The 26,997-nt window shown below is 70.0% G+C and carries 23 protein-coding genes; 11 read left to right on the forward strand and 12 right to left on the reverse strand.

The genetic code is table 11. The annotated features are described in order from the left end of the window. Nucleotides 1–7 precede the first annotated feature (7 nt). The 5 genes from KY497_RS06280 to KY497_RS06300 all read right to left on the reverse strand — a co-directional run bounded on the left by KY497_RS06280 (nt 8) and on the right by KY497_RS06300 (nt 8,925). The gene (locus KY497_RS06280) at nt 8–781 is read right to left on the reverse strand and encodes a DNA-formamidopyrimidine glycosylase family protein (protein WP_219870093.1); all 774 of its coding nucleotides are present in this window, start codon (nt 779–781) and stop codon (nt 8–10) included. After that, entirely contained in the window at nt 781–1,602 is an 822-nt protein-coding gene (locus tag KY497_RS06285; RefSeq protein ID WP_219870094.1) for an EI24 domain-containing protein, read from the reverse strand. The genes KY497_RS06280 and KY497_RS06285 overlap by 1 nt, the downstream gene beginning before the upstream one ends. Nucleotides 1,603–1,625: 23 nt before the next feature. Next, on the reverse strand, nt 1,626–6,206 hold the full coding sequence (locus tag KY497_RS06290) for an ATP-dependent helicase (RefSeq protein WP_219870095.1): 4,581 nt from the start codon (nt 6,204–6,206) through the stop codon (nt 1,626–1,628). Nucleotides 6,207–6,310: 104 nt separating this feature from the next. Continuing rightward, nucleotides 6,311–8,002 (reverse strand): ABC-F family ATP-binding cassette domain-containing protein, encoded by a 1,692-nt coding sequence (locus tag KY497_RS06295; protein ID WP_219870096.1) that lies wholly within the window; start codon nt 8,000–8,002, stop codon nt 6,311–6,313. A 266-nt stretch (nt 8,003–8,268) separates the two neighbouring features. Beyond that, entirely contained in the window at nt 8,269–8,925 is a 657-nt protein-coding gene (locus tag KY497_RS06300; protein ID WP_174799593.1) for an alpha/beta hydrolase, read from the reverse strand. 72 nt (nt 8,926–8,997) lie between these two features. Between KY497_RS06300 and KY497_RS06305 the strand changes: the two genes are divergently transcribed. Continuing rightward, entirely contained in the window at nt 8,998–9,603 is a 606-nt protein-coding gene (locus tag KY497_RS06305; protein ID WP_017829271.1) for an NUDIX hydrolase family protein, read from the forward strand. A 13-nt stretch (nt 9,604–9,616) separates the two neighbouring features. Here KY497_RS06305 and KY497_RS06310 read toward each other — a convergent pair whose 3' ends face one another. Further along, a complete protein-coding gene (locus tag KY497_RS06310; protein WP_219870097.1) occupies nt 9,617–10,684 on the reverse strand; it encodes a low specificity L-threonine aldolase in 1,068 nt (355 codons plus the stop codon). A 102-nt stretch (nt 10,685–10,786) separates the two neighbouring features. Here KY497_RS06310 and KY497_RS06315 point away from each other — a divergent pair, with 102 nt between their 5' ends. Continuing rightward, nucleotides 10,787–12,235 carry an MFS transporter gene (locus KY497_RS06315; RefSeq protein ID WP_219870098.1) on the forward strand — a complete coding sequence of 483 codons (1,449 nt, stop codon included), beginning with the start codon at nt 10,787–10,789 and terminating at the stop codon, nt 12,233–12,235. Nucleotides 12,236–12,272: 37 nt separating this feature from the next. Here KY497_RS06315 and KY497_RS06320 read toward each other — a convergent pair whose 3' ends face one another. Both KY497_RS06320 and KY497_RS06325 read right to left on the reverse strand, forming a co-directional pair. After that, the gene (locus KY497_RS06320; RefSeq protein WP_219870099.1) at nt 12,273–12,932 is read right to left on the reverse strand and encodes an SDR family oxidoreductase; all 660 of its coding nucleotides are present in this window, start codon (nt 12,930–12,932) and stop codon (nt 12,273–12,275) included. A gap of 131 nt (nt 12,933–13,063) precedes the next feature. Then, complete coding sequence (locus KY497_RS06325; protein WP_055865696.1) at nt 13,064–14,503, reverse strand: DUF6421 family protein; 1,440 nt, start codon at nt 14,501–14,503, stop codon at nt 13,064–13,066. Nucleotides 14,504–14,575: 72 nt separating this feature from the next. On the opposite strand from KY497_RS06325, the gene KY497_RS06330 reads away from it, so the two are divergent. The 3 genes from KY497_RS06330 to KY497_RS06340 all read left to right on the forward strand — a co-directional run bounded on the left by KY497_RS06330 (nt 14,576) and on the right by KY497_RS06340 (nt 16,475). Next, the gene (locus KY497_RS06330; RefSeq protein ID WP_017829260.1) at nt 14,576–15,034 is read left to right on the forward strand and encodes an Lrp/AsnC family transcriptional regulator; all 459 of its coding nucleotides are present in this window, start codon (nt 14,576–14,578) and stop codon (nt 15,032–15,034) included. A 124-nt stretch (nt 15,035–15,158) separates the two neighbouring features. Next, complete coding sequence (locus KY497_RS06335; RefSeq protein ID WP_219870100.1) at nt 15,159–15,449, forward strand: DUF4287 domain-containing protein; 291 nt, start codon at nt 15,159–15,161, stop codon at nt 15,447–15,449. A gap of 51 nt (nt 15,450–15,500) precedes the next feature. Continuing rightward, a complete protein-coding gene (locus tag KY497_RS06340) occupies nt 15,501–16,475 on the forward strand; it encodes a 1,4-dihydroxy-2-naphthoate polyprenyltransferase (RefSeq protein ID WP_200942440.1) in 975 nt (324 codons plus the stop codon). A gap of 7 nt (nt 16,476–16,482) precedes the next feature. Here the strand turns inward: KY497_RS06340 and KY497_RS06345 are convergent, their stop codons facing one another. Beyond that, nucleotides 16,483–16,785 carry a DUF4229 domain-containing protein gene (locus KY497_RS06345; RefSeq protein ID WP_141387473.1) on the reverse strand — a complete coding sequence of 101 codons (303 nt, stop codon included), beginning with the start codon at nt 16,783–16,785 and terminating at the stop codon, nt 16,483–16,485. 9 nt (nt 16,786–16,794) lie between these two features. Then, nucleotides 16,795–17,724 carry a hypothetical protein gene (locus tag KY497_RS06350; RefSeq protein ID WP_219870101.1) on the reverse strand — a complete coding sequence of 310 codons (930 nt, stop codon included), beginning with the start codon at nt 17,722–17,724 and terminating at the stop codon, nt 16,795–16,797. A 374-nt stretch (nt 17,725–18,098) separates the two neighbouring features. On the opposite strand from KY497_RS06350, the gene KY497_RS06355 reads away from it, so the two are divergent. The 5 genes from KY497_RS06355 to KY497_RS06375 all read left to right on the forward strand — a co-directional run bounded on the left by KY497_RS06355 (nt 18,099) and on the right by KY497_RS06375 (nt 23,981). Continuing rightward, complete coding sequence (locus KY497_RS06355; protein ID WP_219870102.1) at nt 18,099–19,079, forward strand: glycosyltransferase family 2 protein; 981 nt, start codon at nt 18,099–18,101, stop codon at nt 19,077–19,079. Then, nucleotides 19,076–20,422, forward strand: a complete 1,347-nt coding sequence (locus KY497_RS06360) for an alpha-2,8-polysialyltransferase family protein (RefSeq protein WP_219870103.1) — start codon at nt 19,076–19,078, stop codon at nt 20,420–20,422. Before KY497_RS06355 ends, KY497_RS06360 begins: the two co-directional genes overlap by 4 nt. A gap of 26 nt (nt 20,423–20,448) precedes the next feature. Further along, complete coding sequence (locus KY497_RS06365; RefSeq protein ID WP_258185940.1) at nt 20,449–21,609, forward strand: acylneuraminate cytidylyltransferase; 1,161 nt, start codon at nt 20,449–20,451, stop codon at nt 21,607–21,609. A gap of 93 nt (nt 21,610–21,702) precedes the next feature. Continuing rightward, nucleotides 21,703–22,575, forward strand: coding sequence for an N-acetylneuraminate synthase family protein (locus tag KY497_RS06370; RefSeq protein WP_029260018.1), 873 nt, complete (start codon nt 21,703–21,705; stop codon nt 22,573–22,575). Then, nucleotides 22,572–23,981: a DUF6716 putative glycosyltransferase gene (locus KY497_RS06375; RefSeq protein ID WP_136024433.1), complete on the forward strand. Its 1,410-nt coding sequence runs from the start codon at nt 22,572–22,574 to the stop codon at nt 23,979–23,981. The genes KY497_RS06370 and KY497_RS06375 overlap by 4 nt, the downstream gene beginning before the upstream one ends. A 134-nt stretch (nt 23,982–24,115) precedes the next feature. Here the strand turns inward: KY497_RS06375 and KY497_RS06380 are convergent, their stop codons facing one another. Together KY497_RS06380 and KY497_RS06385 are read right to left on the reverse strand one after the other, a co-directional pair. Then, nucleotides 24,116–24,895, reverse strand: a complete 780-nt coding sequence (locus KY497_RS06380) for an ABC transporter permease (RefSeq protein WP_029260020.1) — start codon at nt 24,893–24,895, stop codon at nt 24,116–24,118. Beyond that, nucleotides 24,892–25,944, reverse strand: coding sequence for an ABC transporter ATP-binding protein (locus tag KY497_RS06385; protein ID WP_219870105.1), 1,053 nt, complete (start codon nt 25,942–25,944; stop codon nt 24,892–24,894). Before KY497_RS06385 ends, KY497_RS06380 begins: the two co-directional genes overlap by 4 nt. Before the next feature lie 63 nt (nt 25,945–26,007). Between KY497_RS06385 and KY497_RS06390 the strand changes: the two genes are divergently transcribed. After that, on the forward strand, nt 26,008–26,994 hold the full coding sequence (locus KY497_RS06390; protein WP_219870106.1) for a YafY family protein: 987 nt from the start codon (nt 26,008–26,010) through the stop codon (nt 26,992–26,994). The last annotated feature ends 3 nt before the right edge of the window (nt 26,995–26,997 follow it).

Below are 26,997 nucleotides of genomic sequence, written 5' to 3' on the forward strand. Positions count from 1 at the left end.
GATGTTGTCAGCGTTGACAGGACGGGCACCAGAAGGTGACGCGTTCTCGGGTCGGATCTGCGCCCTGCTCACCGCGCCTGATGAGGGTGCCGCAGCGTCGGCACGGGCGTCCGGCGCGGCCGTACACCCAGGTGGTCTGGCCGCCGCGATTGACGCCGGTGAACGTGCGGTCGGCGCGATCGCTGTTGGCGCGGATCGTGCGTGCACCGAGGTCGAGGAGGGCGGCGACATCGACCTCCGGCGTCGGCGTCGGCGGCAGGATTCCCCGCAGGAACAGGAGTTCTGCGGCGTACTCGTTTCCGAATCCCGCGACGTTGCGCTGATCGAGGAGGGCGACATGGATGCTGCGGGTGTCGGCCCCGAGGCGCCGGACCGCCTCTGCCGCATCCCAGTCGGCGGCGAGGGGATCCGGACCCAGGTGACCGACGAGCTGGTCTTCGTCCCGGGTGGGGACGACCTCGATCTCGGCGATGTCCACGCCGACGGCTTCGCGGTGCGCCGTGCCGACGATCGCGCGCACCTTGAAGGCCGGGTGGCGCCACTTCTCGCCGGGTCGGTAGACGAACCAGGCGCCGTCCATGCGCAGATGCGAATGCAGTGTGCTGTCGCCCACACGCAGCAGCAGGTGCTTGCCGCGCGCGAGTGCACCGTACACCGGCTGCCCGGTCAGATCGAGGGTCGCGAACCGGGGGATCCGGAGGTCGAATCGGGTGACCTCCGCACCCGACAGGGCCTCGTCGAGGCGCCGTGCGGTGCGGAAGACGGTGTCGCCCTCGGGCATCAGGGCGCTCCGAGGGGCGCGTGCGGCGGGTGCGGCGGGTGCGGTGCTGCGGGTGGTGGCGGAGTTGCCGGCAGGCTCGGTGCGGTGGCGCCCGTGCGGGCGAGCATGTCCCGCGCGAGCATGGTGCTGCCGGCGACGGCGGCGGGCATGATCGCGACCGCGCCGCCGGGGATCAGGAAGCAGAGCTGGGTCGCGACGCCGAAACCGAGGACCCGCGCGCGGCTGCCCGAGAACAGGGCGGCGCGATCGGCCGGGCTGAGCTCGCGCGCGTCGAAGGCGCGCCCCGTGAGCTCGCGGGCGAGCAGCCGACCGGTGAGCACCACACCGGAGATGGCGCCGAGGAACCCGCCGACCGCCGGGATGAGGCCGATCAGGAGCACGAGGATCGCGATCAGGATGCCGAGCAGGATCAGCCGGAGCCCCTCGCCGAGCGTTGTCCAGAAGCTGCCGCCGTCCGCCGGAGGCGCCTCGCCCAGGTCGACCTCGACCGCGTGCCAGATGCGCTGGTAGAAGGGGTCGCCGATGGTCAGGGTCAGGGCACTGAAGACGACGCTGGCGAGCGCGAGTGCGGCCGCCACAATCACGAGGCCCACGGCGGCGCGCAGCAGACCCCTCCACGGCTCGAACCACCCCTCGGCGAACGGGGTCAGCCAGGCGGACAGCGACGGCATGCTGAGCACCAGCGGCACGAGTGCGGCGGCGAGCAGGATCAGCGCGATGATCGCGGGGATCAGTCCGAGCACCATGAGGCCCGGCCGCGTGCGCCACAGGCCGAATCCCCGCAGCAGCGTACGGATGCCGGCGGCGAACTCTCGGATCATGGCTTCCAGCGTAGAGGCATCGCTCAGACGACCTTGCGGAGGGTGTATCCGCGCGGCGTCGCCACGAAGCCGGCCTCCTGCAGGGCGAGCGCGAGTGCGGTGCCGTAGACCCCCTCGCCGTTGATCTTCTCGACGGTGAGGGTATCCAGGCGTCGGCTGCGCGCGGTGGCAGCGAGGTCGGCGGTGGCGGCACGCAGCACGTCGACGTCATCGCTGAACGACAGCACCGTGCGGCCACCGCGTTCCAGGGAGAGCACCAGGGTGCCGTCGACCAGGACGACCAGACCTCCCGCCTTGCGCCCGGGGCGGTGCGACACCCCGTCGAGCTTGGGCCAGCCGAGCGCCGCACCGTAGGGGTTCGCGGGGTCGGTCGCGGCGAGGGTGACGGCCGTGCGGGGTGGTGGATCGGCGAGGCCCGCGTAGGTGCGCAGTCGGTCGACGGTGCCTGAGGCGGCGAATTGCGCGGCGCCGAGCTTCTCGATCACGTAGCCGCGGCGACAGTGCCCCGCCTCTTCGAAACCGGCGAGCACTCGATAGGCCTGCGCGAAGCCGCCGGGCACGCCTTCGGCCTGCACGGCGCCGCGGGTCACGACGCCGTAGCGGTCGAGCAGGAGGCCGGCGGTGACGGTCGCCCGACGGGAGGGATCGGTCTCGAGTGCGGGCAGCAGCGACCAGCGTCCGCCGATCGACGCGGGCCGCGGTGCGGCGGATCCGGTGAAGGACACGCCGCGGTAGGTGCGGGCACGGGGGGCGCGGCGCTTCACCTTGTGTGCCTGCGAGCCGCCGGCGAGAAGAGAGCGGATCGGGGCGAAGGTGTCGTTGGTGACGTAGCCCGACCACGTCAGCGACCACAGCGCCTCGAGCACGGACTGCTCGTTCTCGGCCGCGGCCATCTCTTTCAGCTGGCCGGCGAAGTAGGCGCCGCCGACGTCGAGGGCGATGAGGATACGTGATTCCAGGGAGTCGGAGGCGATCTCGGCGTCGCGTTCCGGGAGGGTGAAGGGCGCGATGTCGGCGGGATGCAGCGACACCCAGCCGTCGCGCCCCGGAAGCGTGCCGTGCCCCGACCAGATGACCTCGCCGCCGGCCGTCAGCTCATCCAGCATCCCGGGGGAGTAGTCGCGCACGCGGGAGGGGAGGACCAACGATTCCCAGGCGCTCGCGGGAATCGGAACACCGGCGAACTGCTCGATCACGCTGAGCACGCCGTCGACGCCGTCGAGGGGGCGACCGATGTGCTGCCAGTCGGGCAGGAATCGGGCGTACGCCTCGGGGGAGACCGGTTCGACCGATCCACGGATCGCGGCGAGCGAGCGCATCCGCAGGCGGCGCAGCACCTCGGTGTCGCACCATTCGATCGCATCGCCGCTGCCCGCCGCCTCCGGCAGGAAGTAGCCGCTCGTGATCCGCCCCGCGGTCTCGAGGCGCTGCAGGGTGTGCCGGGCCACCGCGGCGCCGAGTCCGAACCGGGCGGCGATGGCATCCGTCGTGAACGGGCCGTGCGTGCGGGCATGGCGGGCGACGAGGTCGCCGAGCGGGTCGGCGACGGGTTCGAGGAGGGCGACAGGGACACCGGTCGGGAGCGCAGCGCCCAGGGCATCGCGCAGGCGTCCTGCATCTTCGATCGCCGCGACCCGGCTCGTGCCGGCGATGGTCACGGGGATCGCCCGGCGCGCGGTGATCAACTCGTCGAGCAGGGCGGCTGCCGAGGTGTCGACGATCGAGTCGGGGTCGAGGCGGGCCGTCGCCTCGTCGGCGTCGAGGGGGCCGAGCATCCGCAGCAGGTCGGCGACGCCCTCGAGTCCGCGCGCTCGGCGATCGGGGTCGAGACGCTGCGCCTCGCGCTCGAACTGGGCGATCACGTCGGGGTCGAGCAGTTCGCGCAGCTCGACCGTGCCCAGCAGCTCGCCGAGCAGTGCGGGGTCGACCGAGAGAGCGGCCGCTCTGCGCTCGGCGAGAGGGGAGTCGCCCTCGTACATGAAGGCGCCCACGTAGCCGAACAGCAGGTCACGGGCATACGGCGAGGGCTGGCCGGGCTCGGTCTCGACGAGGCGGATGCGGCGGTCGGCGATCGACGTCGCGAGGGTGCGCAACGAGGGGAGGTCGTAGACGTCCTGCAGCACTTCGCGCAGGGTCTCGAGGATCACCGGGAAGGTCGGATGGCGCCTGGCCACCTCGAGCAGCTGAGCCGACCGCTGTCGCTGCTGCCACAGCGGGGTGCGCTTGTTGGGGTTCATGCGGGGCATGAGCAGTGCCCGCGCCGCGCACTCGCGGAAGCGGGAGGCGAACAGGGCGGAGCCGCCCACCTCTTCGGTGACCAGGTGTTCCAGCTCGTCGGGCTCGAACACGAACAGCTCTGCGCCGGGCGGCTCGGCCTCGGCGTCGGGGATGCGCACGATGATGCCGTCGTCGCTCGCGACCGCCGACCCCTCGACGCCGAGGCGCTCACGCACCCGGGCGTTGATCGCCAGCGCCCAGGGTGCGTGCACCTTCATGCCGTAGGGGGAATGCAGGATGACACGCCAGTCGCCGACCTCGTCGCGACCGCGTTCGACGGTGAGCGTGCGGTCGGTCGGGAGCGTGCCCGTCGCTTCGCGCTGCTCGGTCAGGTGCGCCATGAGGTTCGCGCGCGCCTGCTCGTCGAGTCCGGCGTCGATCAGTCTCTGCGCCGCCTTCTCGGGAGTGGCCGCCGACACCTCACGGGAGAACGCGCCCAGAGCCTCGCCGAGCTCGAACGGGCGGCCGATCCCGTCGCCGTGCCAGAACGGCACCTTGCCCGGCTGCCCGTAGGCCGGGATCACGTTGACGCGGTCGTGGGTGATCTCCGCGATCCGCCAGCTCGTCGTACCGAGCGTGAACACGTCTCCCACCCGCGACTCGTAGACCATCTCCTCGTCGAGCTCGCCGACCCGCGCGCCCGTCGATTCGCCGGCGACGAAGACGCCGAACAGGCCGCGGTCCGGGATCGTGCCGCCACTGGTCACCGCGATGCGCTGCGCTCCCGGTCGCCCGGTCAGCGTGCCGGCATCGCGATCCCACACCAGTCGGGGGCGCAGCTCGGCGAACTCGTCGGACGGGAATCGACCGGCGAGCAGATCGAGCGTCGCCTCGTAGGCCGAACGCGGAAGAGCCTGGAAGGGCGCCGACCGGCGAACCGTCTCGAACCACTCCTCGACGCCGATGGCTCCGAGGGCGCTCGCGGCGACGGTCTGCTGCGCGAGGATGTCGAGCGGGTTGCGCGGCACCTGGATCGCCTCGATCTTGCCCGCGAGCATCCGCTCGGTCACGATCGCGGTGTGCAGCACGTCGCCGCGGTGCTTCGGGAAGAGCGCGGCGCGACTGATCTCGCCCACCTGGTGACCGGCGCGGCCCACCCGCTGCAGACCGGAGGCCGCCGAGGGTGGTGCCTCGACCTGGATCACGAGGTCGACCGCTCCCATGTCGATGCCGAGCTCGAGGCTGCTCGTCGCGACGACGCAGCGCAGCACGCCGGACTTGAGCTCTTCCTCGACCTGCGCGCGCTGCTCCTTCGAGACCGAACCGTGGTGCGCTTTCGCGAGCACGGGATCGGCACCTGCGGTCGCTCCGGCCTGCGCCATCATGGCGGCGGGTACGGTCGCCGCCGGAAGTTCGACGCCGATCCGCTCGGAGTAGATCTCGTTCAGACGCCCGGTGAGGCGCTCGGCGAGGCGACGGGAGTTGGCGAACACGATCGTCGAGTTGTTCTGCAGGATGCGGTCGACGATCGCCTCCTCCACATGGGGCCAGACCGAGCCGGTGACCTCGGAGTACTCGGCATCGGCCGCATCCCCCGGCACGCCGGGAGGGGGCGGCGGGTTGGTCATGTCATCCATCGGCACGACCACGCCGAGCTCGAAGGTCTTGGATGCGGGGGGCGCGACGATCTCGACCGGAGCCGAGCCGCCGAGGAACCGGGCGACCTCGTCGATCGGGCGGACGGTGGCCGAGAGTCCGATGCGCTGCGCGGGAGTCTCGATGCCGTTCGCGCGGCGCAGCGCGTCGAGGCGCTCCAGGCTCACGGCGAGGTGCGCGCCGCGCTTGGTGGCGGCGACCGCGTGCACCTCGTCGATGATCACGGTGTGCACGCCGCGCAGCGTCTCACCTGCGCGGCTCGTCAGCATGAGGTACAGAGACTCGGGGGTCGTGATGAGGATGTCGGGCGGGTCGGACACGAGCTTGCGTCGGTCGCTCGAGGTCGTGTCGCCCGAGCGCACGCCGACCGTCACCGCCGGCGCCGGAACTCCGAGCCGTCTGGCCGACTGTCCGATGCCGATCAGGGGCGAGCGGAGGTTGCGCTCGACGTCGACGCCGAGCGCCTTCAACGGAGAGATGTAGAGGATGCGCGTGCGCGGCTCGCCCTTCGCCGGAGGGGGGGTCTCCGCCATGCGCTCCCGGAACACGCTGTCGATCGCCCACAGGAACGCCGACAGTGTCTTGCCCGACCCGGTCGGTGCCACCACGAGCGCATGCTTGCCCGCGGAGATCGCATTCCAGGCGCCTGCCTGCGCCGGCGTGGGCGCGGGGAAGGCCCCCCGGAACCAGTCCTGCGTCGCGGAGGTGAAACGGTCGAGCACGTCGCTCATCCCTCCATCTTCGTCGAGGCCGGGGACATCGGGGTCGTGACGATGTCGGCGGCCTCGACGAAGACGATGCGATCACCCGATCGGCCGGCGCAGTCGTGTCCGCATCACGCTTCCAGTGAGACCTCCTGGAGCGCGCCCTCCGCATCGATCTCGAGTGTCAGGTCGAGATCCAGCCGCCGCAGGAACACATCGTCATGACTCACGATGAGCACCGCGCCCCGGTAGGCGCGGAGGGCTTCGACGAGCTGGGCGACCGTGTCGAGGTCGAGGTTGTTGGTCGGCTCGTCGAGCACCACGAGGTGCGGTGCGGGGTCGGCGAGCAGCAGCTTCGCCAGCGTGACGCGGAAGCGCTCGCCGCCGGAGAGGGCGGCGACCGGACGCTCCGCTGTGGCCCCGCGGATGAGGAAACGGGCGAGCCGGTTGCGCAGCTCCTTCTCCGGCACGTGCGGCGCCGCGGCGGCGATGTTCTCGAACACCGACCGCCGCTCGTCGAGGCCGTCCACGCGTTGCGGCAGGTAGCCGATCAGATCGGTGTGGGCTTCGGCATGCAAAGGCGGCCGCGCACGACCCAGGGCTTCCGTCCCGGATCCGACGCGCTCCGCCCCCTCTGGCCCGTCGGGAGCCGTTCCTTCCGAGTCGTGAACACCGGCGGCGATCAACCGCTCCAACAGCGTGGTCTTCCCGGCACCGTTCCGGCCGATCAGCGCGACACGCTCCGGCCCCTGGATCACCCAGGCCCGTTCGTGATCGCCGATCGTCGCGATACGGCGGCTGCGCGACACCTGCGGATCGGGCAGTTCGATCTTCATCGAGGCGTCGGAGCGCACACGTCGCCCGGCCTCGTCGAGCACCGATCGTGCGGCATCCTCCTTCGCCCCGACCTCGGTGCGGAGCTTGCCCGCTGAGACCTCGGCGGCCATCTTGCGGCCGTGCGCCACGATCTTCGGGACGCGCTTCTCGATCTCCGCCTTCTTCGCGGTGCGGGTGCGGTGGGCGAGCTTTACCTCGGCCTCGATCCGCTGGCGCTTCTCCTTGCGGAACGCCTGGGCGGCGGTGACCTCGGCCTTGCTCGCGGCATCCTGCTCGGCGTCCAGCCAGGCGCGCCACTGCGAATAGGGGCCACCGAACACGCTCAGCGTCTGGGCGTACAGCTCGGCGGTGTCATCCATCAGCTCGAGCAACGACAGGTCGTGACTGACGACGATGAGCGTGCCCTTCCAGGCCTGCACCATCGCCGCGAGCTTGGTCCTTGCGTCGCGGTCGAGGTTGTTGGTCGGCTCGTCGAGGAGCGTGATCGGTGCACGGCGCAGGCGGATGCCGGCGATCGCGACGAGCACGGCCTCGCCGCCGGACAGCTCGCCGACCCTGCGGTCGAGGAACTCCGGAGCGAGCCCGGCCTCCGCCAGCGACGCCTCGGCGCGCGCCTCGATGTCCCAGTCGTCGCCGACCGCATCGAAGTGGACGGGGTCGACGTCGCCCGCGCTGATCGCCCGCACGGCGTCGAGTGCCGCGGACACGCCGAGGAGCTCGGCGACGCGGCGGTCGACGTCGAGAGTCAACTGCTGCGGAAGGTACGCGACCTCGCCGGATGCCGTGATGGCACCCGATGTGGCTTCGAGCGAGCCTGCCATCAGCCGCAGCAGCGTGGATTTGCCCGCGCCGTTGCGACCTACGAGGCCGGTGCGTCCCGAGCCGAATGCGCCCGAGACGCCGTCGAGCGCGATCGAGCCGTCGGGCCAGGTGAAGGTGAGTCGGTCGAGCACGACCGATGGGTGAAGAGCGGTGGGGGTTGACATGAGTGTCTCCTGCCGAGTGCATGGGTGCACTGACACCGAGCCCTACCGGCTCGTGACACGCGTCACAGGATGCGGAGGGGAGGGTCTGCCGTGGAGTCAGCGATCGTCGGGTCAGCGCGCGGGAAGAAGAGCGCGGAGGCGACGGATCAGATCAAAGGACTTCCAGACACGGCGGACAGGACTCCACGACGATACCCGGGCGTGTCGCATTCCCGCAACCCCGGGCGTGTCGGTTCGTGGCTCGGTCGTCGACCACGACGATGTGGCTAGCTCGCGGCGACCCCGTCGAGCCACTTCGTGAGGAACCGGTGCACGTCGGTGAGCTCCTCCTCGGAGATGCTGTGGGTGAGTCCGGTGTACACCCGGCCCGACAGCTCTGAGTGCGTGGGCAGCCACTGCGCGGTGTGATCGATCAGCGCGGGTGGGATGACGTCGTCGTGCGTTCCTCGGCCCCAGAACACGGGTGGGCGCAGCTCTTGCAGGGCCTCGTCGTTCGGAAGCTCTCCCGGGGACGCATAGCCGCTCAGCGCCACCACCGCGCCGAACCGCTCGGGTGCCAGCCGCAGGGCCTGCAGAGACACCGCCGCGCCCTGCGAGAAGCCGAGCAGCGCGATCGAGGGGGCCTCGGTCGCCGCCGTGTCGAGCCAGCGCAGGAAGGACTCCGCCGCGAGGGTGACGGCCGCGGAGCTGCGTCCGTCGAGTCCCTCGATCGGATACCACGAGCGCCCTGGCATCGGCCACGGGGGTGCGAGGGGCGCGGCGACGGATGCGACGGCGATGCCCTCGGGGAGGTAGGGGACGAGTCCGAACAGGTCGTGCTCGTCGGCACCGTAGCCGTGGAGCAGGACCAGCAGCGGCATCCCGCCGCGGTCGGGGGATGACCATCTGGTCGCGGTGTCGTCGATCGTCAGGTTCTCGCTCACATCGTCATCCTGCCAGGGGCGACCGACGTGCACACGGTGTCGGTTCAGGAAGGCGGCTGGTAGAAAGGACACATGGCGGTCCGCACACCTGATCCCGAGCCGGAGCCCGACGACGAAGGTCTCGGCGCTTTCCGGGAGTCGAACCCGCCCTCCCCGGATGCGAACCCCGGCTGGCTGAGCGAATTCGAGCTCGCAGAGGCGCGACGCCGTCTGCCGATGCTCTACGTCGAGGCGATTCCCGTGCGCACCGACGGCTCCGGCCAGGTGACCGAGATCGGCATCCTCCTGCGCTCCACGCCGATGGGGGAGATGACGCGCACGATCGTGTCGGGGCGCGTCCGCTTCGGGGAGACGGTGCGCGACGCCCTGTTCCGGCATGTCGAGAACGACCTCGGTCCGATGGCTTTCCCGTTGATGCCGCCGCAGCCGCTGCCCTTCACCGTCGCGGAGTACTTCCCGATGCCCGGCGTGAGCGCCTTCCATGACGACCGGCAGCACGCCGTGTCCCTGGCCTTCGTCGTGCCGGTCACCGGTACGTGCGAGCCGCGCCAGGATGCCCTCGAGGTCACCTGGTTCTCGCCGGAGGCCGCCGCATCCGATGCGGTCGCCGCCGAGATGGAGAACGGTCGCGGCACGCTCATCCGCCAGGCTCTCGCGAGCCTCGGCCTCCTGCGCTGACTTCTCCGGAAGCTCAGGCCGTGGTGAGGCGGGCGAGCTCGGCGACGAACGCGTCGACGTCGGCTTCCTCGGTGTCGAAGCCGCACATCCAGCGCACCTCCTTGAGCGCCGCGTCCCAGTCGTAGAAGCGGAACGAGTCGCGGAGCCGGTCGGCGACGCCGTCGGGGAGCGTGGCGAACACGCCGTTGGACTGGGTCGGCTGGGTGAAGTCCACACCGCGGATGGATCCGTCGGCGATCCCGGCCTCGATCTCGGAGCGCAGGCGCGCCGCCATGGCATTGGCATGCCGGGCGTTGCGCAGCCAGAGGTCGCCCTCCAGCAGCGCGATCAGCTGGGCGGAGACGAACCGCATCTTCGAGGAGAGCTGCATGTTGAACTTGCGCGAGTAGGTGAGACCGTCGGCCGCCTCGGGGTTCAGCACGACGATCGCCTCGCCGAGCATGGCGCCGTTCTTGGTTCCGCCGAAGGCGAGCACGTCGACGCCGGCGTCGCGGGTGAATGCACGCAGCGGCAGATCGAGGGCGGCGGCGGCGTTCGACAGACGGGCGCCGTCGAGGTGCAGCTTCATGCCGCGCTCGTGCACGTGGTCGGCGATCGTGCGGATCTCCTCCGCCGTGTACAGCGTGCCGAGCTCCGTGGTCTGGGTGATCGAGACGACCAGCGGCTGCGCGCGGTGCTCGTCGCCCCAGCCCCACGCCTCGCGGTCGATCAGCTCCGGGGTGAGCTTGCCGTCGTCGGTGGGGACCGTGAGCAGCTTGAAGCCGCCGATCTTCTCGGGGGCCGCGGCCTCGTCGACGTTGATGTGCGCGGTGGAGGCGGCGATCACCGCGCCCCAGCGCGGCAGCATCGACTGCAGGCCGGTCACGTTGGCGCCGGTGCCGTTGAACACCGGGAACGCCTGCACGCCGTCACCGAAGTGCTCCTGGAACACCTCCTGCAGGCGCGCGGTGTACGCGTCCTCCCCGTAGGCGCTCTGGTGGCCGCCGTTGGCCGCGGCGATCGCCGCGAGGACCTCGGGGTGGATGCCGGAGTAGTTGTCACTGGCGAAGCCCCGGATCGCGGGGTCATGCTGGATGCTCACCTCCCCAGCCTAATTGTCCCGGTGCTGCTCTCGGTCCGGTGATCGGGCCTCCGACCCGGTGGGGACTTCCCAATGTCGGTGGGCGGTTCTACCCTCGAAACCATGGAGCGCACCTCAGCGAAGAGGGCTTTCGCCAACGTCCTCGTCAACACGCTCATCGCGAACGTGACGACGAGCTTCCTGTGGTTCGCGCTCACGTTCTGGGTCTACATCGAGACGCGGTCGGTGCTGGCCACGGGCATCATCGGCGGCGCCTACATGCTCTTCGTCGCGTTCTTCGCGATGGCGTTCGGCACGATCGTCGACCGCAACCGCAAACACACCGTCATGGTGATCTCGAGCGTGATCTCCGCCGGAGCGTTCCTCGTGGCCGGAGCGCTCTACCTGTGGCAGCCCGAGGCCGCTCTTCTCGATCTGGGAGGGCCCTGGTTCTGGCTGTTCTCGGGTGTCATCCTGTTCGGCGGTGTGATCGAGCAGCTGCGCAACATCGCGCTGTCGACGACGGTCACCCTGCTCATTTCTGAAGAGAAGCGCGCGAACGCCAACGGCCTGGTCGGCACGGTGCAGGGCATCGCCTTCTTGGTGACGAGCGTCTTCTCGGGGCTCTCGATCGGCTTCCTCGGCATGGGGTGGACGCTCGCGATCGCCATCGCGGCCATGGCGATGACGTTCGTGCATCTGCTGTTCGTGCGCATCCCCGAGGGGACTCCCGAACCCGACCCGAATGCCTCCAGCGCACTCGACTTCCGCGGAAGCGTGCGCGCCATCCGTCTGGCTCCCGGGCTCTTCGCGCTGATCATCTTCTCCACGTTCAACAACCTCATCGGCGGCGTCTACATGGCGTTGATGGATCCCTACGGACTGACGCTCTTCGACGCGCAGACGTGGGGCTTCGCGCTGGCGTTCGCCTCGACGGGATTCCTGGTCGGCGGCGGGCTGGTCGCCAAGTTCGGTCTGGGCCCCAGGCCCATGCGCACGATGCTGCTCGTGGTCATCGCGATGGGGCTGCTCGGGTCGGTGTTCATGCTGCGGGAGTGGTGGCCGCTGTACGTGGTCGGCATGTGGGTGTACATGGCTCTGGTGCCGCCCGTCGAGGCCGCCGAGCAGACCGTGATCCAGAAGGTCGTGCCTTTCGAGCGGCAGGGCCGCGTCTTCGGCGTGGCTGCCGCGATGGAGGCCGCCGCCGCGCCGATCACGGCGTTCATGATCGCCCCGATCGCCGAGTTCCTGATCATCCCGTACATGAACACCGCCGAGGGGCAGCAGCAGTGGGGGTGGCTGCTCGGTGAGGGCGAAGCTCGGGGCATCGCCCTCATCTGCCTGTTCGCCGGACTGATCATGGTCGTCGCCGCCACGCTGGCGTTCTTCACCCGGTCGTACCGCAGGCTCACCGACCTCTATGCCGAGGCTCCGGAGCAGGTGATCGAGGCGCCAGGGAACGAGAGCGCGGGCGAGACCACGGTCGCGCTCGACCGCGAGAAGGGCCATGCCGCGGCCAGGCACGCCGATGCTCCTCCCGTCGTCCCGGGGATGCCGCCCGAAACCCGGTGACGGAGCAGGCGCACGAGGCCGTGATCACACCGGCGGCTCAGCCCAGATCGAACACCCGGTCGTTGAGCTCGGCGGCGTCCTCGGCCCACAGGGCGACGATCCGTGCGGCCAGGGCCTCGGGATCGAGCGCCTTCGCGCGGAACACGACGGATGCTGCGCGCAGCCGTTCGCCGGACTCGCGTGCGGCCTTCGCATAGCCCTGAGCGACGGCTCTCGTCCAGGCCTCACTCGCGGCTTTGACGGCGGCATAGTTGGCCCCACCGGCCAGGGGGCGTGCGACAGACGTCGACGACACGATCGCGAAGCGTCCGGCATCGGAGGCGCGCAGCGCATCGTCGAAGGCCCGGCTCGTGGCGCGAACGGCGTGCAGGGCCGGCAGCAGGGCGGCGAAGTCCTCATCGGATTGCCCGGCCAGGCCCCCGCCTCCGCGCCAGCCTCCGACCAGCGGCACCACCGCGTCCACGGGCCCGATCCGGGAAGCCAGGGCGGTCATGTCCTCGAAGGAGGTCGCATCTGCGATCTCGATCTGAGCCCCGGCGTCGGCGAGCTCCTGCAGGCGCTCGACCGAGCGACCGGTGGCGATGACGCGGGCGTTCGCAGCGATCAGCGCACGCGCGGTGGCGAGACCGGCCGCGCTGGTGGCTCCGGCGAGGACCACGGTGCGCGTGGAAGCCGTCGAGTCGGTGTGTTCAGCCATGTCTTCCACTCTTCCGGGTCGGAGGGGCTTCTGCGGCCGGAACCCGCGGAGGTATCCGCAGAACAGGTTCCGGCCGCAGTGCGGTGCACCCCAGCGTCACACTCGGAACGCGCGCGGTGCGCGCGTGATCGTCAGTCGTCGGTGCCGCGGATGCCCACGGTCGACTCGATGATCGGCTTCATCTTCTTGTCGAGGGTCTCGAAGAACATCGACAGCGGGAACTCGTCGTCCATCACGGCATCCGTGTAGCCCTTCGGTGCGCCGGCGAGGATCTCGTCCGACAGGCCGCGGGCCCACTGCGATGCGGGGTGTGGGGTGAGCGTGCCCCGGACGAGCTCGTACGCGGCGAGCCAGTGCGCGACCTTGGGACGGTCGATCGAGTGCCAGTACAGATCGTCGATCGCATCGCCCAGAGCGACCACGGCGTCGGGCACGTTGTCCCAGTCGAACGCGAGAGCGGTGTCGGTCCAGTGCAGCACACCGCGCTGGTGCAGCCACGCGAACAGCAGCTGTCCGCCGACCGCGTCGTAGTTGCGCGTGCGGGTGCCTGTGATCGAGAAGCGGAAGATCCGGTCGAAGATCACCGCGTACTGCACGAGGTGCGCGTAGTCGTGCATCTCCTGCTCGGTCTCGGTGAGCTCTTCACCGGCGGCGATGCGGGCAGCGAGAGCACGCTCGATCTTCACCGATTCCCGGAACGCCGTCATGTCGCAGCGCATCTCCTCCAGCGAGTAGAGGAAGAACGGCATCCGCTGCTTGATCATGAACGGGTCGAACGGCAGGTCGCCGCGCATGTGGGTGCGGTCGTGGATGATGTCCCACATCACGAAGGTCTTCTCGGCCACCTGCTGGTCGTCGAGCATCGCGCTCGCGCGCTCCGGCAGGTCGAGGTTGGTGATCGCGGCAGCGGCGCGCGTGACGCGGCGGTACCGGGCGGCCTCGCGGTCCTGGAAGATCGCGCCCCAGGTGAAGGTCGGGATCTCGCGCATCGCGACGGTCTCGGGGAACAGCACAGCCGAGTTCGTGTCGTAGCCGGGCGTGAAGTCGACCAGGCGCAGCGAGACGAACAGCTTGTTGCCGTAGTCGCCGGCCTCGAGCGCCGCGATGAACTCCGGCCAGATCGTCTCGACGATCAGCGCCTCGACCAGGCGGTCGCTCGATCCGTTCTGCGTGTACATCGGGAAGACCACGAGGTGGCGGATGCCGTCGACACGGTGCTGCTGTGGCTGGAAGGCCATCAGCGAGTCGAGGAAGTCGGGCACCCCGAAGTCCGAGGCGGCCCAACGGTCGAAGTCGACCACGGATGCGGCGAGGTACTCGGCGTCGTGCGGGAAGGCAGGGGCGAGCGCGCGGATCGCGGCGGTGAGCGCACCGACGAGCTCGCGGGCCGCGGCGTGGTGCGCGGCATCCGGGATCGAGCCGTCCTTGATCTGCATCTCGCGGATCGCGATCGCGGCATCCTTGAGCTGCGCCCAGGCGGCGGACTGCTCGGCGATCGATGCGTCCTCGACGACCTCGGGTTCGCCGACGATGGCCTGGACAGCGGAACTGTTGGCGGAAAGAAGGGACATCGGGACCTCCGATCGGAGTTTTTGACGGAAAGATTCCTGTGTAAACGGAATCCTGACGATAATCTTACAGCTATGGATGACTCTGTCGACCGCGCGATCCTGACCGCCATCTCCCGCGACGGCCGCGCCACGCTCTCCCAGCTCTCGGACGCCGTCGGCCTGTCGGTCTCTGCCGTGCAGTCGCGCCTGCGCCGATTGGAGACGAGGGGGGTCATCTCCGGATATCAGGCGATCCTCGACCCCGAGCAGGTGGGCACCCCGCTCTCGGCATTCATCGAGATCACCCCGCTCGACCCCGCTCAGCCGGACAACGCCCCCGAGCTGCTCGAGCACCTCGACGCGATCGAGGCCTGCCACTCCATCGCCGGCGACGCCAGCTACATGCTGTTCGTGCGGGTGCCGTCTCCCCGTGCGCTCGAAGAGCTGGTGCGCGATGTGAGACTCGCGGCGAACGTCAGCACCCGCACGACCGTGGTGCTGCAGACCTATTACGAGCACCGACCGATCATCCCGGTGGGCTCGACCGAGTAGCAGCCTCTCTGGTGCGCCGCCGACGTACCACTCCCGGAGCGTCGGAGCCCGGTGCTGAGTTTCGAGGCACATCCGGCCCCTCGTCTGCACGTGCATCGACGAGGCCTGACCATCAGGAGCACACATGTCCTTCCAGGCATACCTCGACAACATCGAGACCAAGACCGGTCTCACCCCGCGGCAGTTCATCGAACTCCCCACCGAGAAGGGATTCGACCAGACAACCAAGGCGACGCCGATCGTCGCCTGGCTGAAAGAGGACTACAGGCTGGGTCAGGGGCACGCGATGGCACTCGTGCACGTGATCACCAAGGGGCCGCAGATCAGCGACAAGCACGTGGGCAAGGGCGGCGCTCATGGCGATGCGTCCGACACCCTGTGGCTCGACGGCAAGGACAGCAACCCGAACGCCTGATCCGTCGTCCCGCTGAGGTCGGGCATGGGCCCGGCCAGTAGGATTCCCTGCGTGGCAGCATCCTCCCAGCGCAAGAAGAAGACCCCGACCGCGAAGCGCACGCCGGTCCGCACGAGCGGCAACCCGGCGAAGCGTCCGGCCGTCGAAGCAGGCCCGGTGACGGCTGCCGACTGGATCGGGGCGGCTCGTCTGCGCACCCTCCCTCTCGCGATCGCACCGGTCGTGATCGGCACGGGAGCCGCGCGCAGCACCGGACCCGAGTTCCACTGGGTCATCGCGCTCGCCTGCCTCGCCGTCGCGGTGCTGCTGCAGATCGGCGTGAACTTCACGAACGACTACAGCGACGGCGTCCGCGGCACCGACGCACATCGGGTCGGTCCCGCGCGTCTCACCGCCTCCGGGCGGGTGAAGCCTCGCACGGTCCTGATCATCGGACTCGTGTTCTTCGCGCTTGCCGGCCTCGTGGGTCTGGCGATCGTGGTGCGCACCGGTCAGTGGTGGATGCTCGCGGTGGGCGCGGCCTGCATCGTCGCCGCATGGTTCTACACCGGCGGCAAGCGCCCCTACGGCTACGCCGGACTCGGCGAGGTCTTCGTATTCGTCTTCTTCGGGCTCGTCGCCACGCTCGGCACGACCTGGGTGCAGATCTTCTCCCTGCCGCAGCAGGCCTGGCTCGGTGCGATCGCCGCGGGGCTGTTCGCCTGTGCGGTGCTGCTCGCGAACAACCTGCGCGACATCGACCAGGACCGCGAGGTCGGCAAGCGCACCCTGACGGTGCTGATCGGGCGCAGGGCGACCCAGGTGCTGTTCACGCTCTTCGTGCTCGCGCCGTTCGGCATCGCGGCCTTCCTGGCCCTGCTGTTCCCGATCGCGTGGATCTCACTGCTGGCTCTGCTGGCGGGGCTCCCGGCGATCGCGATCGTCTGGTCCTACCGTCAGCCGAAGGAGCTGGTCACCGCACTCGCGCTCACGTCGCTGACGTCGCTGCTGTACGCAGGCGCCCTGTTCTGGGCGTTCGTGGGCTGAGCCGGCCTCAGGCCTTGGCGTCGCCGTCGACGGGGCCGGTCGAGCCTTCGATCGCCTCGTCCTCGGCGTCCGCGTCGGCCTGGCCGCCGGAGGAACGGCTCTCGCGGCGCTCCTGCAGCCGGGCGGAGGCATCCGTCAGCGGCGTGCGCAGGAACAGCATCGAGATGCTCATGCCGATCAGTGCGGCGAAGATCGCGGCCAGCCACCAGAACTCTCGGAAGATCGGGAAGATCCAGAGGATGGCGAGCGGGACGAGGAACGCCAGCAGCCGCAGCACGGTGTAGACGAGGAAAGGCGCGGGCTTCTTCACCTCTCCAGTCTACGTTCGCCGCGAAGAGGCTCCGTCGCCGGTGCCGGAGGCGATGCCGAGACGGTTGAGCGGGATACCGCGCACCACGCGCCGCCACGGGTGCTCTCCGAGCGACCACAGCAGCCCGGCCTCGAGGTCGAGGGCCAGATCCTCGCATCCGACCGGGAGTCGGACGGGATCCGGGGTCAGCGCGTCGCGCCGACCGCTCCACAGCGTGCCGGGGTGCAGGCGGTCCGACTGCGAGACGAAGTGGTGGTCCCCCCGGCGGACCGCGCCCTGCATCCGTTTGATGCCGGGGGTGAAGCGGTCCACCTCGGTAAATGCGTCGTCGACGTGCTCGGCGATCGAGAACTCACCGATCCGTCCGCTCTCGTCCGTGCGGTGCTCGCCGATGAGCACGCGGGGGAGGGGGGTGCCGCCGTCGTCGAACACGCGGCCGATGTACGAGCAGCGCAGCGGGATCGGATGCACCCGGGTGCGCACCGCGATGAGCGCGGTGCCGCGACCGCCGCGACGACGGGCCCCGGCGAGCCGGTGGGCCCGTGCTCCCTGCACCTCGCGGATGTCGGAGAGGTCGAACTCCCAGATGCCGCGGCCGGTCGCCGCCGCGAACAGCCGATCCCCGAACCAGGCGAGCCCGCCGGCGTGGATCCGCGCCGGCTGGAGTTCGCCATCGTCGTCGATGACCGCGAGCAGGACGTCGAGATGACGGGAGCGCGCCAGGTCGATGAGGGTCACACGGGAGGCGAGATGCTCCCCCGAGAGCTCCTGTCGGAACCAGCTGACGGCCAGAGTGCGCCGCCCGCGCCATTCGCCGACGTCGATCCCCTGCGGGTACCAGCGTCTGGTCCAGGTCCTCGCGCTGAGCCATCGCAGATCGACGGTGTCGCCACGCCGCTGACGCACGGGGCGCCAGGTCGATCCGAAGGGCCAGAGCATGCTCCCCATCGTCGCCGATGCGGCGAGCGCGTGCGAACCGAACCGCCCACATCATTCCAGCGGGTATTTTTTTACCGTGGCGCCGCGTTCGTCTTCTCGAAGTCGACGCGGCGACCACAACGGTCTCGGGGTCGCCTGATGGGGGTCAGGCGGCCGCGTGGCAGGCGGGATCGCATCTGCGCGATCCCGCATCCCGAACGTGTCACGTTCGGCAGTGCTGAGCACTGGAAGGTGTGGTCCCGTTCGGGTACGGGACCACACCGCAGTGCCGGCCCCGCGCATGTCTCGCGGACACTCGTCGTTCACCTCCGCGTCGCCATCCGGCAACGACCGCCTGGCACCATTCCCGGACACCGTCCGTCTCCGGGAGTCCTGTGCGCACACCCTTCGTCACCGTCATCCTGCCCGCGAAAGACTCCGGCGAGTACATCGGGACGACGCTCGAAACGCTCACCCGCCAGTTCGACGATGCCGGAGCGGTCAAGCTCGTGGCCATCGACGACGGGTCCCGCGACGACACCGGCGAGCTCATGCAGAAGTACGCGCAGTGCTTCGATCACGCCGAGGTGCTCCGGAATCCGACGGCGCGCGGGCTCGCGACGGCCCGCAACCAAGGCCTCGCGCATGTCGAGGGCGACGCCTTCTGCTTCCTGGACGGCGACGACTGGATGCAGCCGCGGCGGCTCGAGGTACTGCTGTCGCGTATGCGGGAGCTCGGCTGCGACTTCGTGCGCACCGACCACGTCACGGTGACCGACGGACAGCGGGCGCTCGTCCGCGCACCGCACCCGTGGCGGGAGCGGGTGACACCGCCGCGAGAGGCGATCCTGCCCGAGAACGAGTCGACGATGGTCGACTATCCCTACGCCTGGGCAGGGCTCTTCCACCGCCGGATCATCGACAGCGGTCTCGCGGCGTTCCCCGAGGGCCTGTTCACAGCGGAGGACCGTCCTTGGATCTGGCGACTGCACCTGCAGGCCCGATCGTTCGCTGTGGTCGATGCGCCTGCCCTGCTCTACCGCCGAGGCGTCGCCACATCGCTGACGCAGGTGCACGATCGGCGGCAACTCGACTTCGCCAGGGCCATGAATGAGGTCGTCTCAGTGGTCGAGCAGGACGCGGAGGCGGAGCGCTTCCTGCCCAAGGTCGTCTGGACCGCACTCGCCCTCAGCTCCCACCACCTCGTGCGCGCACGGCGGATGAGCCCACAGCTGCGCACGGAGATGCGATCCGGGATCCGCGACATGCTCCGCCGGCTCCCCACTGATGAGGTGACTGCGGTGCTGGGGCGCCTCGGCGGGCCGCGCCGCCGCGTGCTCGCGCGCATCCTCCGACAGGCAGGGAGTGCGGCATGACGCAGATCTTCGCGCTCCACAGCGCCTATGGCCTGGTGACGGCCGTCGCCGGGATCGATTCCGGACTCCTCGACGCGTCCGTCGGCGAGCGCCTCCTGGTTCCCTTCACCTCGTCTCGAGTGCCCGAGACGGTGGTCGGGATCGCGCACGACCCGGCGCTCGGATCTCTGCGTGCGCGGTTCGACCGTATCGAGCCGTGGGAAGACCTGCTCGGGCCCATGCATCCGAGTTCGTGGGAGCCGGCCGATTCCGACCTGCCGATGCTGGAGCGGCTGTTCGCACGCGCGTGGGATCTGGATCCTCACGATCTCGAACTGTTCGTGCAGAGTCCGCAGGTCGCGCCGGCCCGCACACTGATGGCGTTGTTCCCGCAGGCGCGCATCACGATCATCGGCGATGGTCTGATGACGTACTCGCCGATGCGGGTGCGGATCCCCTACTCCGTCGCCGCACGCATCGAACAGGTCGTCTACGCCGATGTCGTACCGGGGGTCCGACCGCTCGTCGGGTCACCCGGTGCACAGGTCGTGCCGGTGCCGCCGCGGGTGTTCGCCGCCGCCCTGCGCGAGACGGATGCCGGTTCGCCCGAGCCTCGGGACGAGGCCGGTCCGACGGTGCTCGTGCTCGGACAGTATCTGTCGGCGCTCGGACTGATGACGGCGGCTGCCGAGATCGATCTGCAGACGCGCCTGGTCGACCGCGCGGCGCAGTGGGGACCGCAGTGCATCGTGTTCAAACCGCATCCGGCCGCTCCGCCGCTGGTGACCGCCGCCGTCGAAGGGGCAGCGGCCCGTCGCGGCATCGACTTCGAGGAGTATCGCGGCCCCCTCCCCGCGGAACTGCTCGCCGAGCGACTGGACGCGGTGGCGGTGGTCGCCGGGTTCTCCACCGCGCTGCCGACCGTGCATGCGCTCTTCGGCCGGGCGATCGGTTCGGCGGGAAACGACACCGTGCTGGCCGCCCTGACGCCTTTCGAGAACAGCAACCGGATTCCCGTCACCCTGGTCGACGCCCTCACGCGTGAGGACTCGCCCTATGCCGATCCTGCCCGACTGCAGCTGCTCATCGACGCGGTCGGCTATGCGATGCAGCCGGAGATCGCCGGCCACCTGCGGGGTCGGGCCGAGGAACTGCTGCGTGGCCTCGACGCCGACGAGCGTGCTCGGTACTTCACGCCCCGACGGCTCGCCGAGCTGCGGCTGCCCGGCGCGCCGACGGAGAACGCCCTGCGTCGTGCGCTGCGTCCTGCCGGGGGAGTGGGCAGGATCGAGGAGTGGCGCCTTCACGCCCTCGGGGCCAGGAGGCGGGCAGGGCGTGCGTGGCGGGCGCTACGCGGACGATGACGATGGCGACGACGAGGATGTGGACGATGGACGAGCGGAAGCCCCTCACGGTGGCGATCATCCCGGCGCGCGGGGGATCGAAGCAGGTGCCACGCAAGAACCTGCAGCGCGTCGGCGGTGTGCCCCTGGTCGAGCGTGCGGTCCGCGCCGCGGCCGCCGCACCCGGCATCGATCTGGTCGTCGTCTCGACAGACGATGACGAGATCGCTGCGGTGGCGACGTCGGCCGGCGCGCGGGTGGTCCGTCGCCCCGCGGCGCTCTCCGGTGACACCGCGACCTCGGAGAGCGCGATCCTGCATGCATTGGACGACCTCGAGGCGAACGGAGACGCCGTCGGCATCGTGGCGTTCCTGCAGGCGACCTCGCCGTTCATCCCGAGCGATGCGCTCGCTGACGCCGTGGAGGAGATCCGCTCCGACCGCGCCGACAGCGTCTTCTCGGCTCACGAGACCTATGCGTTCCTGTGGCGGGAAGGGGAGGGGAGCGAGGCGGTGGCGATCAACCACCAAGCCGCGCACCGCCCGCGCCGACAGGACCGCGAGCCGCACCACCTCGAGACCGGCGCGTTCTATGTGTTCCGTGCCGCGGGCTTCCGCGAGAACAGGCACCGCTTCTTCGGCAGGACCCGCATCGCGGCGGTGCCGGAGTGGACGGCGATCGAGATCGACGATGCGGATCAACTCCGCGTCGCCCGTGCGCTCGCCCGCCTGCACGAGGCCCCCACGCCCATCCCGGTCCGCGCGGTCGTCACCGACTTCGACGGCGTGCACACCGACGACACCGCGATCATCGACGCCGACGGCGATGAACGGGTGCGGGTCAGCCGGGAGGACGGCATGGGCGTCGCCCTGCTGCGCCGAGCCGGCGTGCCGCTGCTGATCCTGTCGACCGAGGTGAATCCGGTGGTCCGCGCTCGCGCCGACAAGCTCAGGGTCCCCGTGCTGCACGGCATCGACGACAAGGAGACAGCGCTGCGCAACTGGGCGCGCGACAACGAGGTGCCTCTCGGCGACATCGCCTACCTCGGCAACGACGTCAACGACCTGCCGGCGATGCGGATCGTGGGGTGGCCGGTCGCGGTCGCGAACGCGCATCCGCTGGTGATCGAAGAGGCCCGTGTCGTGCTGCGTCGCAGAGGTGGAGAGGGTGCGGTGCGGGAGCTGATCGAGCGGGTGTTGTCGAGCTGACCGATGCCGGTAACCCGGCGGTCGCCCGGTGTTCATCCTCGGCCCGTATCCAGGAAGGAGGGGTAGCACCAACGCTCGAACACCGGAGGAATCATGACTGTCAGCATCGGCTCACGAGTGATCGGCGGCGGGCGTCCTGCCTACGTCATCGCAGAGATCGGCCTGAACCACAACGGCGACGTCGACATCGCGAAGAAGCTCATCGACGTCGCGGCCCGAGCCGGTGCCGATGCCGTGAAGTTCCAGAAGCGCACTCCGGAGATCTCGACGCCGGAGCACATGCGCGACGTTCCGCGCGAGACGCCCTGGGGTGTGATGAGCTACCTCGACTACCGCCGTCGTGTCGAGTTCGGGCGCGACGAGTACGTCGAGATCGGCGACCACGCCACGATGCTCGGCCTGGACTGGTTCGCCTCGCCGTGGGACGTTCCCAGCGTCGCGTTCCTCGAAGACCTGAACGTGGTGGCCCACAAGGTCGCCTCGGCCAGCCTCACCGACACCGAACTGCTGATCGCGCTGCGAGAGACCGGCAAGCCCGTGATCCTCTCCACCGGCATGTCGACCATCGAGCAGATCGACCGGGCGCTCGACACGCTCGGCACCGATCGGGTGGTCCTCATGCATGCGACGTCGACCTACCCGCTGGAGCCGGAAGAGGCGAACCTGCGGGTGATCGCGACGCTGCGCGACCGCTATCCCGGCGTGCCCGTCGGCTACTCGGGTCATGAGCGCGGACTGCAGATCTCTCTCGCCGCCGTGGCCATCGGAGCCGTCGCCGTCGAGCGCCACATCACCCTGGACCGCACGATGTGGGGATCCGACCATGCGGCCTCGCTCGAGCCGACGGGCCTCGAGCACCTCGTACGCGACATCCGTGTGATCGAGCGTGCGACCGGCGACGGCGTCAAGCGGGTGTTCGACAGCGAGCGTGCGCCGATGGCGAAGCTGCGCCGCGTTCCGGCATGACGGCGGCCACCGGCATCCGCGTCGTCGCCATCGCGGATGCCGACTCGTTCGTGAAGTGGGCCGCCTCCCTTCTCGGTTCCGTGCCGGGTGTGCGCCCGCACCTGCTGCTCGTGCGCACACCGCTCACGGCCAGCGCGGAGCAGCAGCGCACGGCTCTCGCCGGCACGACGCTCAGACCGGATGACGTCACCCGCATCGGGTTCGCGCAGACGGAGGCCTGGCTGGCCGGACAGCGCCCCGACGTGGTCCTGCTCGCGGGGCGCGGACCGTTCGTGCGGCTGATGGGACGCGTGATCGACGCGTTGGAGCATCGACCGGTCACGGTCTCGGGACTGCCCGGCATGGCGATCCCCGCCCAGCGCGGGGCGCTGGACTATCGCCGCCACACCGATCTGCTGGTCGTGCATTCCCACAGGGAGGTGCGGGCCTTCGAAGAACTCGGCCGCCGCATCGGGGTGCAGACGCCGGTGGCGCTCGCCACCCTCCCGTTCGCCCGGCGGCGGCAGCGCATGCTGCGTCCGGAGCGCGTCGGCATCGATGCGGTGGCGGGTCGGCGAGCCGGTCTTGCCGCGCGGGGCGGTGGCGTCGCGGTCGCCGAGCGCCCTCCGCGGCCTGCCCCGGTCAAGCCACCGGCGACCGACGTCGTCTTCGCCGCGCAGGCCCTCGTTCCGCTCGCGAAAGACCAGCGGGCCGAGATCGCGGCCATGCTCGTGCGGGCGGCCGAGGCCGAGCCGGGTCGCCGTGTGGTGGTGAAGCTGCGTTCGCGGCCCGGGGAGTCGGAGACCCACCTCGAGCGCGAACCGTATGCGGGGCTGCTGCCGTCGCGCCTGCCGCCGAACCTCGTCTTCTCCTACGACTCGATGAGCACCGCGCTCGAGACGGCCGCGGGCCTCGTCACGGTGAGCTCCACCGCCGCGATCGAGGCCACGGCTCTCGGTGTGCCCGTGATCGCCCTCGACGCGTTCGGGGTGAGCAAGAACCTGCTGAACACGGTGTTCGTGGGAAGCGGGCTGCTCGGCGGTCGCAGCGAGGTCGTGGCGGGGCGCTTCCGGCATCCGCACCCTGACTGGCTGCGCGACAACTACTTCCATCCCGATGGCGAGTCGACGTGGTGGGAACGGGTCGAGCAGCTCGTGGCGCTGCGGCGTTCCGGGGCACTGCCGGCGCGGCGGGTGCCGTCGGCCCGCGGCGGATCACTGCACGAGGCCTGGCATCGGGCGAGTGTGCTCGGCGCGGAGGATCGCACGATACGAGGGACGGTGGCGCTGGCCATGGGCGCGCCGGCGACCCGAGCGCTGGCCGCGGTGCGCGGACGCCGACTGCCCGCCGACGGCGGAACCTGGGCGGACGCGTCGACCGACTACACGTTGGAGCCGAACCCGTTCGACGACTCCCTCCGGCGCTGAGCGAGCGCGCTCCTCGGCGCTGCCGAAACCCAGACGCTTCGTTCCACCGTCGGGGTGTCGCGCCACGACGCGCGGATGATGCGCCACTGCGTCTGGGTTTCGGCATGCCCGCAGCGGCGCACCACCGGGCGCGGTCAGTTGCTGCGACGGATCGCGCGCACTCCGACGATCAGTCCGACGACCGCGACGGCGAGCGCCGAGACCCAGCCCCACAACACGGTGACATCGCCGAGGTCTCCCGCGAACAGGGCACGCTCGGCCTGGACGACCCAGTTGACCGGGTTGACCGAGGCGACGGCTCGCATCCAGTCGGGCGCCGCGTCGAGGGGCAGCAGCATCCCCGACAGGATCAGCAGCGGGAAGATCAGCGACTGCTGCACACCCCAGAACAGCCACTCCCGATCCTTCGTCGCGAGAGCCAGCGAGTACGACAGCGAGCCGAGACCCACTCCGAACACGGCAAGCAGTGCCAGGCCGATGAGCAGACCGGGGATGTCGGCCGCGAATCCGAACGGCCAGGCGATCAGCACGATCACCAGAGCCTGCACGACGATCGGTGCGATCTCCTTGAGAGCACGCCCGACCAGCAGCGAGGAGCGGGCGAGCGGGGCGACCAGAGTGCGCTCGTGCGAGCCGGTCATCATCTCGTACTGCAGGTTCGACCCGGTCGACCCGGTGCCGAACAGCACGATCATCACCAGCACGCCCGGCACGAACCACGCCAGCGTCTCACCGGCCGGCTGTCCGGAGTCGCCGATCAGCAGGGGCGCGAACAGCCCGAGGAAGATGAGCGGCTGCAGCAGGCTGAAGATCAGCGTGAAAGGGTCGCGGAGCACGGGCTTGAGTTCGCGCGTCAGCACGTTCCGGGTGTCGCGCGCGAGGTTCGGGCGCACGAGGGTGTCGTTGACGGTCATGAGAGGACTCCTGTCGTGCGGTTGTCGGAGGCGGGGCTGTTCTCGGGGGTGCCGGGAGCGGATGCTTCGCCCGTGGCATCCGCTCCTTCTCCGGCATCGCGGAGGGTGCGGCCGGTGAGGGCGAGGAAGACGTCATCGAGCGTCGGCGGTACTCCTGTGGCCCGACGGACCAGGATCCCGGCGGCGTCGAGTTCGCGCACGATCACCGGGAGCAGCCGGTCGCCGTCCTGCACGGCGAGGGAGATCGATTGCCCGTCCGCGGTCACCGGCGCCGGGCTGAGACGGGCGACCACGGCGCGGGCGCTCGCCGCCTCGGCGGCATCCGCGAATCCGAAGGTGAGCACGTCGCCGGCAAGAGTCGCCTTGAGGGAGTCGGCATCGTCGTCGGCGATGATCCGCCCCTTGTCCATCACCATCACCCGCTCGGCGTAGCGGTCGGCCTCTTCCAGATAGTGAGTGGTGAGGAAGACGGTCGTGCCGTGCTGCGTGCGCAGGTCGAGGATGTGCTCCCAGAGGTTGGCCCTGCTCTGCGGGTCGAGTCCGGTGGAGGGCTCGTCGAGGAAGATGAGGGGAGGTGCGTGCATGAGTCCGAGCGCGATGTCGAGTCGGCGCTTCTGTCCGCCGCTGAGCTGCTGCACACTGCGGGTCGCGAAGGACGAGAGATCGAGGGAGTCGATGAGCTCGTCCGCTCGCCGGGCGCTGTCCCGACGCGACATGCCGTAGAAGGCGCCCTGGCTGAGCAGTTCGTCGCGTACGCGCTGCGAGAAGCTGCCGCTCGTGAGCTGCCCGACGTACCCGATGCGTGCGCGTACCCCCGCCGCGTCGGTGCGGATATCGTGGCCGACGACCCGCGCATGGCCGGAGGTGGGCGGGATGAGGGTGGTCAGCATCCGCAGAGTCGTCGATTTGCCGGCGCCGTTGGGACCGAGGAAGGCGACGAGCTCGCCGCGGGCGGCGGTGAAGGAGACGTCGGTCACGGCATGCACCGGCGTCTTCTTGACGGTGAAGACCTTGGTCAGGCCTTCGGTCTCGATGAGGGATTCGTTCATGGGAGCGAGCGTAAGAACGTATGCGGACAGATCCCGTCCGCATATTCTGACAATCTGGGACGCATGACCGACACCACCTCCCGTGCTCTCGCTCTGCTCAACCTGCTGCAGACGCACCGGCACTGGCCGGGGACGGAACTCGCCGCCCGGCTGGGAGTGACCGAGCGCACCGTGCGCCGCGACGTCGATCGGCTGCGCGAACTCGGCTATCGGGTCGAGTCGACGCCCGGCGCCGCCGGCGGATACCGGTTGGAGGCGGGGAGCGCCGTGCCTCCGCTGCTGCTCAACGACGACGAGGCGGTGACCATGGCGATCGGACTCCGCGTCGCCGCCACGCAGCAGCTGGTCGGCGGGCCCGACGTGACGCTCACGGCGCTCGCCAAGCTGGAGCAGGTGCTTCCATCGGCGCTGCGGCAACGGGTGAACGCGCTCGCCGCATCGGTGCAGGCGCCGCGCATCGGAGAAGGGCCGGTGGTCTCGCCCGAGGTGCTGGGGGAGATCGCGCTCGCCACCCGCGACACCGAGCGGCTGCGCCTGCGGTACGTCGACGGGGAAGGGCGCGAGAGCGTGCGCCGCGTCGAGCCGCATGCCCTGGCCCCGGCCGGTCGCAAGTGGTTCCTGTTGTGCTGGGACCTCGATCGGGACGACTGGCGCACGTTCCGCGTCGACCGCATCGCCGCGGTGGAACACACGCGTGTGCTGTTCACGCGTCGCGAGATCACGGAGGACGAGATCGAGGAGCGCGTGCTCGTCGCCTCGTCGTGGTCGCCGCAGAAGGTCGAGGCGGCCGCCGTGATGGAGCTGCCGCTCGCCGAGATGCAGGAACAGTTCGGCCCGTGGTGGCAGGGCGCGACCGCTGTGGGCGAAGACCGCACGCGCTGGCCCGTCGGCGGCTCGGACTGGCGCGAAGCCATGTACGGACTGCTCTGGATCCCCGAGGGCGTCGAGTACACGGTGGCCCTGTCTGAGCCGCATCGCAGCGAGCTGCGGGAGGCCGTCGGACGCCTGCTGCGCGCCCTCGACGCCCCGGAGCCCGATGACGCCGAGTGACGA

This window comes from Microbacterium sp. PAMC22086 (genome assembly GCF_019443525.1).
In the GTDB taxonomy this organism is placed as follows: Bacteria; Actinomycetota; Actinomycetes; order Actinomycetales; family Microbacteriaceae; genus Microbacterium; species Microbacterium maritypicum.

What these genes read in the sequence shown, in the direction of transcription:
- KY497_RS06280 (WP_219870093.1), bottom strand. Translation starts at nt 781, where the DNA reads ATGCCCGAGGGCGACACCGTCTTCCGCACCGCACGGCGCCTCGACGAG.
- KY497_RS06285 (WP_219870094.1), bottom strand. Translation starts at nt 1,602, where the DNA reads ATGATCCGAGAGTTCGCCGCCGGCATCCGTACGCTGCTGCGGGGATTC.
- KY497_RS06290 (WP_219870095.1), bottom strand. Translation starts at nt 6,206, where the DNA reads ATGAGCGACGTGCTCGACCGTTTCACCTCCGCGACGCAGGACTGGTTC.
- KY497_RS06295 (WP_219870096.1), bottom strand. Translation starts at nt 8,002, where the DNA reads ATGTCAACCCCCACCGCTCTTCACCCATCGGTCGTGCTCGACCGACTC.
- KY497_RS06305 (WP_017829271.1), top strand. Translation starts at nt 8,998, where the DNA reads ATGGCGGTCCGCACACCTGATCCCGAGCCGGAGCCCGACGACGAAGGT.
- KY497_RS06315 (WP_219870098.1), top strand. Translation starts at nt 10,787, where the DNA reads ATGGAGCGCACCTCAGCGAAGAGGGCTTTCGCCAACGTCCTCGTCAAC.
- KY497_RS06320 (WP_219870099.1), bottom strand. Translation starts at nt 12,932, where the DNA reads ATGGCTGAACACACCGACTCGACGGCTTCCACGCGCACCGTGGTCCTC.
- KY497_RS06325 (WP_055865696.1), bottom strand. Translation starts at nt 14,503, where the DNA reads ATGTCCCTTCTTTCCGCCAACAGTTCCGCTGTCCAGGCCATCGTCGGC.
- KY497_RS06330 (WP_017829260.1), top strand. Translation starts at nt 14,576, where the DNA reads ATGGATGACTCTGTCGACCGCGCGATCCTGACCGCCATCTCCCGCGAC.
- KY497_RS06335 (WP_219870100.1), top strand. Translation starts at nt 15,159, where the DNA reads ATGTCCTTCCAGGCATACCTCGACAACATCGAGACCAAGACCGGTCTC.
- KY497_RS06350 (WP_219870101.1), bottom strand. Translation starts at nt 17,724, where the DNA reads ATGCTCTGGCCCTTCGGATCGACCTGGCGCCCCGTGCGTCAGCGGCGT.
- KY497_RS06360 (WP_219870103.1), top strand. Translation starts at nt 19,076, where the DNA reads ATGACGCAGATCTTCGCGCTCCACAGCGCCTATGGCCTGGTGACGGCC.
- KY497_RS06365 (WP_258185940.1), top strand. Translation starts at nt 20,449, where the DNA reads ATGGACGAGCGGAAGCCCCTCACGGTGGCGATCATCCCGGCGCGCGGG.
- KY497_RS06370 (WP_029260018.1), top strand. Translation starts at nt 21,703, where the DNA reads ATGACTGTCAGCATCGGCTCACGAGTGATCGGCGGCGGGCGTCCTGCC.
- KY497_RS06375 (WP_136024433.1), top strand. Translation starts at nt 22,572, where the DNA reads ATGACGGCGGCCACCGGCATCCGCGTCGTCGCCATCGCGGATGCCGAC.
- KY497_RS06380 (WP_029260020.1), bottom strand. Translation starts at nt 24,895, where the DNA reads ATGACCGTCAACGACACCCTCGTGCGCCCGAACCTCGCGCGCGACACC.
- KY497_RS06385 (WP_219870105.1), bottom strand. Translation starts at nt 25,944, where the DNA reads ATGAACGAATCCCTCATCGAGACCGAAGGCCTGACCAAGGTCTTCACC.
- KY497_RS06390 (WP_219870106.1), top strand. Translation starts at nt 26,008, where the DNA reads ATGACCGACACCACCTCCCGTGCTCTCGCTCTGCTCAACCTGCTGCAG.